The organism is Pseudoalteromonas sp. SR43-2 (genome assembly GCF_014163885.1).
Classification (GTDB): domain Bacteria; phylum Pseudomonadota; class Gammaproteobacteria; order Enterobacterales; family Alteromonadaceae; genus Pseudoalteromonas; species Pseudoalteromonas distincta.
The window spans coordinates 109,342-116,800 of sequence record NZ_JACJED010000017.1 but is presented as its reverse complement, the minus strand read 5'-3'; the positions used below and the strand labels follow the sequence as shown (position 1 = coordinate 116,800).

Genomic DNA, 7,459 nt, shown 5'->3' with positions numbered 1-7,459 from the left:
AGTCCAGGGAACATTCCAATACACTGGCAACACTTACTCAATACACTGCTCTTATTTAAGCTTCCAGCTAGACGAGAGGATAGAAGATATCCCCGATGGGTTAAGCCAAAACCATCTAAGTATCCGCATAAAAAGAAAAAAACCAGTCAGCTTAACTGACTGGAATTAGGCGCTGGCCTTTTTAATATTTCTTTTTTCATACGTAATTCTGTGTTTTCTTTACGTAATCGCTTTAGTTCATCCAAAGTAACCCCTTGCTGCTTAGCGACTACTTTATTTTTTCACTTGTAAAGTAAACTACTAAGAGACTTAGCGGCTACTGCAACGCTGTAGCTCTGCTCAGTTATCATTAAAACAGCTTCATCTTTAAAACTTGAGAGTAACTCGTGTGTAATTTTTTAAACTCAAGATAGAGTAAATGTTAAAAATCGGCTAAGGGTATATGTCTTTCACACTAAATTTAATAGGGCTGTTTTCAAATTTTTAATTACTCAATAAACAGTATTGCTTTTAATAGAAAGCATTTAAAACCTTTTGTCATTTACTTTTCCACATTGTGGAAAATATTCCTATACCTTAATCCTTATCACAGTTAATCACGTACTTTAATAGTATAGTTTCAAAGGTGTTTAGGGTCTGTTGATCTTTGCGTATTAAAGTTTATTCAAGCCTGGCGTTACTTAATCGCGGCGCAAGGTTTGGAACCTAGAGGGTTAAGTAAAACTGAGCAAAGCTTCCACGTCCTCTTTATGACCTTTTACCCACATCAATGAAAACAACAAAGAGTAAATAGCTCTTAGGAAAAAATTCCTTGAGCAATACCTGATTGGCATTATGTTACGTCATCGCCCATTTATGAGGAATAACTGCATTGTATAGATTTACCTTTGTTTGGACTTCACAGCTTTTACTAGACAGTTTCTAACTCAGAAAAGTACGCTTCCTCAAATTTAACAGGTGAAACACCGTCTGTATGCGAATAGCGTTTTTCGGATTGCAAAACATTTTTATAAAATGTCTCTGCTTTAGTATCATTGTGTGTTGAGTAAATCTCCCTTTTAATTATCAGCTTTTTAATTGTTGTAAAAAAATTCAGCAATAGCATTATCATGACAATTCCCAGCTCGACTCATTGAAGATACAAGGTTATGTTCTTTTATAAAGGCTAAGTAATCAGCACTACCATATTGGCTCTCTTCATCACAATATTTCAGCTTTGGGTTGGTGATGATAAATTGCCATAAGCAATGCTTTAATTACTAAGTCTTTGTCCATGTTCTTATCCATCGACCAACGTACTATGCGTCTGGAGAATAAATCTATGAGAGTTGCTACATACAAGAAGCCTTCATAGGTTCTCACATAGGTAAGATCACTTACCCAAGTTTGATTCGGCGCAGAAGGATTAAACTGGCGAGCTAGCAAGTTACTTGTAAAGCTTGATGTTTTACCGCCTTTAATAAGGCGATGTTTATAACCTATTTGCGCTTTGAGTCTATGTTGGCACATGATCTTAGCTACTCGATTTACACTACATTGCTCACCAGCTCACGTAAATCTGCTTGTATCGAAGGACTGCCAAATACCACAACTGGCAACGTAGGACTCCTTGATAAGCTTAAGTAAACGACTATCTTCGATTGTTCTGTCACTTAATGGCTTTTTAACAACGCACAAAAGCCACAGCGGTGTAGCTTAGATAGCTTACACATCTCAATAATAGAAAACTCATTTTGATGCTCACGAATAAAGCGTACTTTACTCTGGGTTTCTGATAAACTACTTTGCGGCCTTTTTAGAATGTCTCGTTCCTCCGTGACACGTTTTAGCTCGGCCTTAAGTTTGACGATCCTTAGTTGTTCATCTGGTGATTTGGTTTGTTTAAGTTTCTCTGATAACTAGCTTCGCCAGTGGTATAACGTTTTAGTACAAATACCTAATCGTTCTGATACTTCAGCAATTGAATAACCACGTTCAGTAATTTGTCTAGCAGCTTCTATTTTAAATTCTTGGGTATACAGTTTGCCTTTGCTCATAAAGTACCTCTAATTGAAGTTACAATGTAACTCACTTGGTATTTAGTTAACTCTGGAAGACCATTCTATATACCTAACATATAGGTGTAAATTTAACCATCAATAGTCGATCAAAGCCTTAAATTATTTGATCTTCGAATTTATACTATTGGGCTTCTAACGCATTCTAAGGTCCTCATTTTAATGTAATGACATAGTCTCTAAATTCCATGCTAAAAGCTTGTACAGAGTGATGGGGGAGGTTGTCAAAGCGCGCCTCTAAGTAATGAAGATGTGTTTAACTATACAAACCAGGGAGAAATACTACAAATCCAAATAGGCTCGACTTAGATTTTTTTTAATTTTAAATACTATTGTATTAATTTATTTTGTCGGAATAGTAAATATTATACGAAAACTTATGTCCAGAGGTGCCAATGAAAATTATGATGTTATATTTAAGTACTTCTCTTGCTTATAATTTATGAGTCAGAGAAAGATATGATGGCTTTTATATACTTTTTTATCATTAAGAAATAGTTCTAACTTATACATAATTTATTGTTAAGGATAATAATAGGGTTAATATAGTTAAATAATAGGTATAAGGCTAAAGCATGTAATATAGATATAATGAGTTGAATTTATTATATTTTTATAAAATTAGTGGATCAATAAACCTCTATGCCTAGATCATATTTACACTATGTTTTAGATCATATTTCCTCTATGTGTACTTTAAAAGTATATAACTACACACAAGTTATGAACACTCTTATCCTCAGTTATAAGCCTCAGATCAGATTTCCATTATGTTTAATTATGAAGTTATCCCCATAACTTACCTTTTTTTTTCCACAAACATAGCGTAGATCTGATCTCCATCATGCTCAGATCACTATTTAACTAGGTGAAATCGGGTTTATCCACAAGGATAAACCCGATTTACCTGCTATCAATTAATTTTATTGAGTTTTCTCTGCAGCTTCATGCATTCAATCCAATGATAATCAAAAGTGCCTATTTAAAACGAATTTATAACTATAGATATCGAATAAAGCACTATGATTGGAAACTAATTTACCGAATATATCCACTTAGATCACTTTTCCTCTATGGTTTGGGTTATCTTAAAAATTAACACAGATCAATTTTCCTCTAAGTTTAGGCCCGGGCTTTATTAGCAAAAGCTATCGATTTACGTTTGAATTGTTAACTTTGATAATAAACTCGAAGCTTATAAAGGCGTCACAGATCACTTTTCCTCTATGTTGGATGTTTGATAATAGCTGGTACAGATCGCTTTTCCTCTATGTTTAGGCTTTCATGAGAATGATTGTTTGGCATTTAATATAGATTTTATATGTTCAAGTTCTTTAATTTTGTTTTTTAAAAGGGTTATAGATCAATATTCCTCTATGTATAAAGCTTATTGTTGAAGAGTAGGCTAAGCTTAGCTCAGCAAGGTCATTCTGAGCGCAAGGTTTAGGGTTGTGTCTAAGTCGGGGGGCAATTTCCTCTATGTTCTTTAATTACATAAGGGTAGGCGGCTTAAATAAATACATCATTGTTTATTATTAAAAAGCCAATAATAGGTGAAGCTCCAAGTTTACATTATGTATAGATCAGTTTTCCTCTATGTTAGTACAATAAATGCTTACTGAAATAGTTTTAAAATATAAAAATCTATATTGATAAACCCATAAACTTATTTTTTAAATTGTATTTATATTTTTATTACACCCAGATCAATTTTCCTCTATGTTCCAGAGTTGCTGTAACTTATGGGTTATGAGAACCTAGGGTATAATTATAATAATGAGCAGGGTTTTGCTTAATGGCCAATAAGTACATTTCGTTGAGTAATCTTCCTGATACTATTAAAAACGAAATTAAGACAATTCAAAATGCAAATCAAGTCGAGCAATTGTCGCTTTTCATCGATAATCAAAGTACGTTGTCGGGTTTTGAAAACTCTATTTCAAACACTTTTAATGCTTATGACTTGTGGTCACGTTTTATACGTAATCAACGTAAACTGGTAAAAATTAGTGAAGCTCCTAACCGAGTTGTCGTATCACGCAATATTTCAGATAAGTTAGAAGGGGTTATGTATGAAGGTAAACTGGAAATAGCCCCCGCGCTGATTGTGGGGAAAGATGAAGATTATTTTGCCTGGCCTTCGGATAGAGAAGAAAAAGTGGAAAGGGCACTTATTCGTTTAGCTAGCCAAGGTAAAATAGCAAAAATTTCCGGAAAAATGGGTGACAGATATGCGGTATATTTTTCTATTAAAGAAATCGCTAACGAGCTGAAGTGTGTTAATCAAACCTTATCATTTGCAGAAATAAAGCAAGCACTACAAATACTTAAGGGAAGTGAGCTCAATTTTAAATACCAAGTAACCAATCAGGCTGGTGAAAAGCATTATAGCGAATCCAAAATGAATTATTTAAGCTCAATTCATTTCAGTGGTCAGCAAGGAAAGTCAACTGTGAAGTGTCTTGCTGTATTAAATGAGTTTATGTCGCAGCAAATAGAGTCTATCGGTTACAGAGGATATTATTTTAATCGTGCTCAATCGTTTAAAAGAACCTTATCTCGATGGCTAACTTTGAGGCTTTATCATATGTTTCGCTATGCAAGTGTGGGAAAGACGCATCATTTTTTACTAAAAAAAACCATGATAAAGTTTGGCTCCATTGACAGTGAAGATATTAAAAAACCTCGGCTTACAGCTATTCGCCGAGATATGGCTAATACGATGAAGGATTTGATTGATTCTGATATTTTAGACAGTTATGAAATCAGTAATATAAAGGATGATGAAGGCAATATCGTTGACTATAAATATGAGCTGCGTCCTTCTGATTCATTTTGTGCTGAAATCTTATCCTTGAATAAGCACAATAAAAAAATAACGGAAAAAGCCAAAGTACTAGATGAGCAAGAGCTTCAGGCTAATTTTACTGAGTCTTAAACATAAGTATTTAAAAATATTTTCTATAAAAAGCTTTAATTGAAAGAGTGTGTTCCACATTGTGGAATTTATTTCTCTAATATTAAATATTTCAGTAGCTCTCCAAATTAAGGAAAAGTTACTTAAAGTTCTTTGGATGCTTTGAGTTAAAGTGGTATTTCAAAAATGAAATTTTATCTGGAGGGGGAGGGGTCTTAGTAGAACTATGAGTTCAATATTAATAATTCATATGTGCCTTATAATCTACAATTATAAGGCACATAGTTTTAGTGCAATCAGTTAGCCGCTTTAGGCCCATCGTAATCGTATGTGAACCAGTCAACATCGATGTAGCCAGCATCCTCTTTTTCATTCCACGAGAAAAACCCTAAACGATCGCCTGTCCATTTACCAAAAGCGATGGTGAATGTAGGGCCAAATGCTTTAAAGCTTTTCCCATCAAAGCTATATTCGTAGGTCGCTTGATTTCGAGCATTTGAAGTTCTTACAAATAGTTTGTCACCACTTAACTCTGGGCCAAGGGTCTTTTCGCTCATTCCATTCATATAAAATAAATGCTTTTTACCCTTTTTATCCATTTCAACGCCGAGAAGATTAAACACTCCCCCATAACGAACAAAGCCCGCTAGTTGATTGGGTTGCATACCCGACACATCAAATTTTGCAACTGCTGTGCCGGTGGTTATCCCCATCATTCTCTGACTCAACGTATTGCTTGCTCTCCAAAAGTCGCCATCTGAACCATCTTTGTTAGTCCACTCATTAATTTTCGGACCATGCCCTTCTTTATTTGGTAGCACCTTACTTGCTTTCAGGCGTAACCACCCCGGGCGTTCAGTTAACGACCAGTGACTATCTCTAGGGTTATGGTTCCATTCCCATTGCGGTCCTAACTTAGCTGAAGAAAAGTCATCATCACTTTTCGGTGCAGTGATTGGGTGACCATTGATAGGTTTTTTATAGCGTTTAACAGGCTCGCCAATTCCATCATTATCTTCATCAACTCCTATAATCGGCCAGCCATCAACCCATGTAACAGGTTCAAGTACCTGGGGTCTACCTTGAAAAGGTATATCGTCATTTTGAATGAGTTGATGCATGTACCACCAAGAACCATCGGGTGCTTTCATAAGGCCACCTTGACTAGCACTTCGATTATTAAATTCAGACCCTTTCTCTAAAACAGTTTTCACTTCATAAGGCCCATAAATGCTTTCTTTGGAGCGTAGAACAAGCTGCTTTCTATCATTTTTAGGATTTTTTACGCCAGGCTTTGTAGATTTATCACCCATTGTCCATTGGGCCATGAAGATGTACCAAGTACCATCTATTTTGTAGATTTTGGCTGCTTCAGCCCCTATGCCTGTATAAACAAGTTTTCCTTCATCTAGTATTTTTGTACCGTCCCAGCTCATTTCGTAAATACGATTTTCATTCCCCTCAATTTTATTGTTGGAGGACTTTTGCTTTGCGCCAGTATTAATAATTACATACGCTTTTTTAGTTTCGTGATCCCAATAAACAGCAGGGTCATCAAGGACATCAGCTTTAGGTAACATCATAATCGGCTCACTCCACGGGCCCTCGATGTTGTCTGCAGTTGTGACCATTAACCCATGCTGATAATCTATTTGATATACATACCACTTACCTTCGTGGTAAGCGATATCACCCGCCCAAGTACCGAATGAATAACCATTCATGCGGTCCCAGTTATATTCTGGAGCCCAAGATAACTTAGGGAATGCGTGACCAACGTTACTCCAGTTCACCATATCCCTAGATTTTAAAATGGGCATACCTGGAGACATATGTTGTTTAGAAGTAATCATGTAATAAGTATCACCCACTTGTTCTATATCAGAGTCGGGATAATCGGCGTTTAAAATAGGGTTTATATATGTACCATCGCCCTGATCGCCAAAGCTTCCTGTCTGGGCAGGCGATATTATCTTCTTAGATACTGCTACTTCATCAGTCGTTACCTTAGCGTTACAGCCCGCTAAAATTATTGTCAAAGAGAGACTTAATGTAGTTAGTTTAACTGTGTGTAAAGTTAGTTTCATAAATATTCTTATTGTGTTTGATTGATGTTGATTGCATAAGATTATGTTTGATTTTATATTAAGTCAACCTGTTCGCTTAGTGGCCAGAACTGGGTCTGTGTGCTTTTAAAACAACACGATACCAAAGTAATATTTTTACAAGTCTTATCTCGTGGTAATTTAATACAAAAAATGGCTTTTAATGTGTTGTTTTTATTAATGAATGAGCGGTGTCGTTATAACGCACTGTTTTTTATTAGTAAAATAGAAGTGAGTTAAACTATCTTTCACATCTTATATAAACACAATGCAAGGATTGGTTAATATTACTTGTCAGTAATGTATCTTTTATGTGAAAATCGTCAAAATCGCTCAATATTAATCTTGACCCAGCCTTTATAGATTTTAACAGGTATACA

General features: G+C 35.3%; 4 protein-coding genes and 1 pseudogene. 1 reads left to right on the top strand and 4 read right to left on the bottom strand.

Annotated elements, in window-relative coordinates:
* Nucleotides 1-176: 176 nt before the first annotated feature.
* The 3 genes and pseudogenes from H5120_RS20235 to H5120_RS20125 all read right to left on the bottom strand — a co-directional run.
* Nucleotides 177-409 (bottom strand): annotated as a pseudogene (locus tag H5120_RS20235) (IS3 family transposase); the annotation flags it as partial.
* Between the two features lie 791 nt (nt 410-1,200).
* On the bottom strand, nt 1,201-1,509 hold the full coding sequence (locus tag H5120_RS20130) for a DDE-type integrase/transposase/recombinase (RefSeq protein WP_220487106.1): 309 nt from the start codon (nt 1,507-1,509) through the stop codon (nt 1,201-1,203).
* Nucleotides 1,510-1,898: 389 nt separating this feature from the next.
* A complete protein-coding gene (locus H5120_RS20125) occupies nt 1,899-2,036 on the bottom strand; it encodes a transposase (RefSeq protein ID WP_220487105.1) in 138 nt (45 codons plus the stop codon).
* 1,816 nt (nt 2,037-3,852) lie between these two features.
* On the opposite strand from H5120_RS20125, the gene H5120_RS14655 reads away from it, so the two are divergent.
* Complete coding sequence (locus H5120_RS14655; RefSeq protein ID WP_182675273.1) at nt 3,853-4,995, top strand: replication protein A; 1,143 nt, start codon at nt 3,853-3,855, stop codon at nt 4,993-4,995.
* 275 nt (nt 4,996-5,270) lie between these two features.
* Here the strand turns inward: H5120_RS14655 and H5120_RS14650 are convergent, their stop codons facing one another.
* The gene (locus H5120_RS14650) at nt 5,271-7,061 is read right to left on the bottom strand and encodes a glycoside hydrolase 43 family protein (protein WP_182675272.1); all 1,791 of its coding nucleotides are present in this window, start codon (nt 7,059-7,061) and stop codon (nt 5,271-5,273) included.
* Between the last annotated feature and the right edge of the window lie 398 nt (nt 7,062-7,459).